The sequence below is a fragment of the Allobosea sp. genome (assembly GCF_030694325.1).
GTDB lineage: Bacteria > Pseudomonadota > Alphaproteobacteria > Rhizobiales > Beijerinckiaceae > Allobosea.
On the sequence record NZ_JAUXYO010000068.1, the window covers coordinates 1 to 4,313 of the forward strand.

At 69.7% G+C, this 4,313-nt stretch carries 3 protein-coding genes and 1 pseudogene; 1 reads left to right on the plus strand and 3 read right to left on the minus strand.

The annotated features are described in order from the left end of the window. The 3 genes and pseudogenes from Q8M82_RS03805 to Q8M82_RS03815 form a co-directional block, all read right to left on the minus strand. Positions 1 to 636, minus strand: a pseudogene (locus Q8M82_RS03805) (tonB-system energizer ExbB); the annotation flags it as partial. Between the two features lie 382 nt (positions 637 to 1,018). Next, positions 1,019 to 2,932 (minus strand): hybrid sensor histidine kinase/response regulator, encoded by a 1,914-nt coding sequence (locus tag Q8M82_RS03810; RefSeq protein WP_305690051.1) that lies wholly within the window; start codon positions 2,930 to 2,932, stop codon positions 1,019 to 1,021. A 22-nt stretch (positions 2,933 to 2,954) separates the two neighbouring features. After that, a complete protein-coding gene (locus tag Q8M82_RS03815; RefSeq protein WP_305690052.1) occupies positions 2,955 to 3,692 on the minus strand; it encodes a Crp/Fnr family transcriptional regulator in 738 nt (245 codons plus the stop codon). A gap of 156 nt (positions 3,693 to 3,848) precedes the next feature. On the opposite strand from Q8M82_RS03815, the gene Q8M82_RS03820 reads away from it, so the two are divergent. Continuing rightward, a partial coding sequence (locus tag Q8M82_RS03820) for a response regulator (RefSeq protein ID WP_305690053.1) occupies positions 3,849 to 4,313 on the plus strand: 465 nt, incomplete at its 3' end.

The following is a 4,313-nucleotide window of genomic DNA, read 5'->3' on the forward strand; positions in this document are numbered from 1 at the left end:
CGCGCCGAACAGCAGGCCGACATCGCCGCGCGGGCGGCCCTTCCGGCCGGTCATGCCGTCAGCGGCGTCCCCGAGGCTGTCGGCCCGCTCGAGCCGGCACAGCGCCCGCGCCGCCGCCGCCTTGGCGGTCGCGAGTTCGAGCGCCTTGGCGAGCCAGATCGTCCAGGTCACCACCGACGCGAAGGCGAGCCCGACCATCACCGCCTTCACGACGATGTCGGCCGCCATGAACATGCCCCAGGGCGAGAGGTCATGCGGCAGGGCCGGAGCCGCCGCGACCGGCGCCGGAGCGGCGACGGGCGGGGCAGGCTGAACCGCCGGCGCGACCGGATGCGCCGTCGTGGGTGGCGCGATTCCCAATTGCGACGGCGTCGCGGGCAGCGCCGTGGTCGGCGCGCCCGGCGCAGCGCCGGACGGACCGGGTGCGGCCGGGACGGCGACATCGGGTGCCGCAGGCGCTGCCTCCGCCGCAGTCGCAGGCGCCGTGGCGGCCGACGGCGCCGCGGCTGCCGGCCCGCCCTGCTGTGCCTGTAGCGGACCGAGGCTGGCGACAAGGCAGATGAGGGCCACGCCGAGCCGGCGCGGAAGGGGGCCCAGACCGGCCTCGGCCTGGAGCGGATACGTGAAGGACGACACCGCCTTCTCCTTGGAACAATTAAAAAAAGCCTGTCCGATCAACAGGATGCGCGTGGCGTTACGCCTCCCCCAAGCCATCCTCCCTGTCAAGGCCGCCGCTCGCGGTGCCGGAGTCACTGTCGTTGCAGGCGCACCGCTCGGCGCATCGTCGGGCAATGCGAGATCCTGCGCTGTCGCGGCGATCCCGCCGCCGCGGATCCCGTCTTGCGCGCCCCGCGCGCCGCGTCCATGTGCCCTCGACGACGCCCTCGGCATCGCAGGCGCCCTCGCCTGTCGCAACAGCCTGGGCCTGATCGACATCCGCAAGGTCGATGCGATCCGGGCCGGGGTCATCCGATCACGAGGACGCGTTGACGCACACGGCGACCGGCGCCCTGCCCGCCTAGTCGAGCAGTTCGCGGATGCGGATGGCCAGTTCCATCGCACTGTAGGGCTTCTTCAGCCAAGTCGCTTCGGCAGCGATTTCGCGCACCGCGACGCTGGGCTCGGCGAAGCCGGAGGTCAGGATGATCTTGAGATCCGGCCGCTGGCGACGCGCCTCGCGCGCCAGTTCGTCGCCGGACATTCCGCCGGGCATGACGATGTCGGTGAACATGAGCGCGACCTGAGGATGGGCGGCAAGCACCTGCAGCGCCTCGGCGGCGTTCTCCGCCTGCAGCACGCGATAATTCATGTCCTCCAGACGCGCGACCGCGACACGCCGCACCCGCGCGTCGTCCTCAACCACGAGAATCGTCTCGGTTCCGCCCGGCAGGCTCGGCGGCGGCTCATGCACCGCCGCGGGCACCGGGGAGCCCTCCGTCATCGACGCCTCGGCCACCGGCAGGAACAGCCGCACGCTCGTGCCCTCCCCGACCTCGCTGTAGAGCTGGACATGGCCTCCGGACTGCTTGGTGAAGCCATAGACCATGCTGAGCCCGAGCCCCGTGCCCGCCCCGACCCCCTTGGTGGTGAAGAACGGCTCGAAGGCGCGCTTGCGCACCTCGGGCGGCATGCCGGCGCCCGTATCCGTCACCGAGATCAGCACATAGCTGCCGGTGCGCACCTCCGGATACATGCTGGCATAATCGGCATCGAGCTTCGCCGGCGAGATCTCGACCGTCAGCCGCCCGCCGCGCGGCATCGCGTCACGCGCGTTCAGGGCGAGGTTGAGCAGCGCGTTCTGCAGCTGCGAGGCATCGACCAGCGCCGGCCCCGGCGATCCCGAGACGATCATGCGCAGCTCGATCGTCTCCCCCAGCGCCCGGCGCAACAGATCGGAAAAGCGCGAGACGAGCGGGCCGATATCCGCGCGCTTGGCATTGAGCGGTTGTTTGCGCCCGAAGGCGAGGAGCTGGGCGGTGAGCTTGGCGCCATCCTCGGCCGCGCTCTGCGCCTCGCGCAGCAGGGCCCGCGCCCGGTCGTCGGTCAACCGCCGCTCGATCATTTCGAGATTGCCGCTGACCACCGTCAGCAGGTTGTTGAAATCATGCGCGATACCGCCGGTGAGCTGCCCGACCGCCTCCATCTTGTGGGCCTGGCGCAGTTCCTCCTCGATCCGGTGGCGGCTGGTGAGGTCGCGGATGAAGCCGGTGAAGATGCGCCGGCCGGCGGCCCGCGCCTCGCCGATCGCGAGCTCCATCGGAAACTCGGTGCCGTCCTTCTTCTGGCCGGTGACGACGCGGCCATAGCCGATGATGCGGCGCTGCCCGGTCTCCAGATAGCGCTCCATATAGCCGTCATGGGCGTCGCGATCCGGCTGCGGCATCAGCATCCGGACGTTGCGGCCGAGCACCTCGGAGGTCGCGAAGCCGAACAGCTTCTCCGCCGCCGCGCTGAAGGAGGTGATCGTTCCGCTCTCGTCGATCACGATCATCGCCTCGGGCACGGTGTCGAGGATCGAGCGCAGATGCGCCTCGCGCGCCAAGAGATGCGCCTGCATCGTGCGCAGGTCGCTGACGTCGACATTGGTCTCGATGATCGACGTGCCCGCCTCGCCCTCGGTCTCGGCGACGACCCAGCGGCTGGCGACCGAAACGGGCATCCCGTCCTTGCGCCGCTGGCTGAGCTCGCCGGTCCAGACACCATGCGCCTTCAGATGCGCGAGGATGTCGGCGAAGGGCTGGGGAAACACCGTCTCCAGCAGGTCATGCGCGGACCGGCCGAGCGCCTCGGTGCGGCTCCAGCCATAGAGCGCCTCGGATCCGCTGGTCCAGCGGCTGACCACGCCGTCGAAGCCGTGGACGATGAGGTTGGCGCTGTCGAGGATGCGGGCGATCTCGTCCAGACTGGACTCGGTGGTGACGGTCGCCCCCATGGTCTCTCTCGGTGCTGCGCGCTCAGTTCGGCCAGACCGCCTGCTGGATCGCCCGGCCTCCGGCGCCGTCCTTATCGTCGGCATCGCTTTCCCCCGCAAGCAGGGCGAGCTTGCCGAGCTTGCGCACCACCAGGGCATGGCGGCTGCTGGGGGCGATCACCCGGCAATTGGTCAGCCGCGTCATCGTGCGGGACACGGTCTCGATCGTGAGGCCGAGATAATCCGCCATGTCGAGGCGCGTCATCGGGATCTCGATCACCGGCTGGCGCACGTCGCCGCCAAGCCGGCGCGCGATCAGCAAAAGGAAGCTGGCGACCCGCTCCTCCGCGCTCTTGCGGGCGAGCAGCACCATCTGGTCCTGCGCCGCCGCCATCTCGTCGCAGAGGCAGGCGAAGAGCTGCGGCCGCAGCTCCGGCGAGCGGTTGATCTCGTCCTGGAAACGGCCATGCTCGTAGCGGCGCAGCTTCGTCCGGTTCACCGCCTCGGCGGTGTAGAGATACTGGTCCTTCAGCGAGACGCCGAGGAGGTCACCGGGATAGAGGAAGCCGGTGATGACGCGGCGGCCGTCGCTGAGGATCCGGAAGACGCGCAGCACGCCCTCGACGACCTCGAAGACATGGCGGGCCTCGTCGCCCTCCCAGAACACCGCGGTACCCGGCTCGAAGGTCTCGACCGGCTGCCCGCCGAAGAGGCTTTTGAGGCTGGCCGGGCAAGGCGGGACCGTCGCGAATCGCCTGACAGCTCCGTGCGGCTGTGACATGGTGGCTTGCGAGAGCATCGGCTCGTCATCCCTCTGTGATCGACGCGCCGACTTGAACCGATCCCGGTAACGGGCGAACGCCGCCAGGGTGACGAACCGTGCAAAAATGTGACGGTTTGTAACAACCGGGATCGCGAAGGAAACCCACTGCCTGCCATGACCGAGCCGACCGCCCGCAACGAACACATCCTCGTCGTGGATGACGATGTTCGAATCCGGCAGATGCTGATCACTTATTTCGAGGACGAGGGTTACCGCGTCACCGCCGTCGGCGACGGCGCCGCCATGCGCGACGCCCTGCAGCGCCACCCGGTCGACATCATTCTCCTCGACCTCGTCCTGCCCGGCGGCGAGGACGGCCTGATGCTGGCACGCGAGCTGCGCTCCCGCGGCGAGACGCCCATCATCATGCTGACCGGGCGCGACGACGTGGTCGACCGCATCGTCGGGCTCGAGGTCGGCGCCGACGACTACATCGCCAAGCCCTTCCATCTGCGCGAGGTTCTCGCCCGGTTGCGCACCGTGCTGCGCCGGCGCCAGCCCGCCGCGCCCGCCCGCGCCGAGGCCGGCGAGACGATCCATTTCGCCGGCTGGCGGCTCGATCTCGCCCGCCGCCAGCTC

Excerpts from the sequence above, each read along its gene's own strand:
- Q8M82_RS03810 (WP_305690051.1), bottom strand. The coding sequence starts at position 2,932 with ATGGGGGCGACCGTCACCACCGAGTCCAGTCTGGACGAGATCGCCCGC.
- Q8M82_RS03815 (WP_305690052.1), bottom strand. The coding sequence starts at position 3,692 with ATGTCACAGCCGCACGGAGCTGTCAGGCGATTCGCGACGGTCCCGCCT.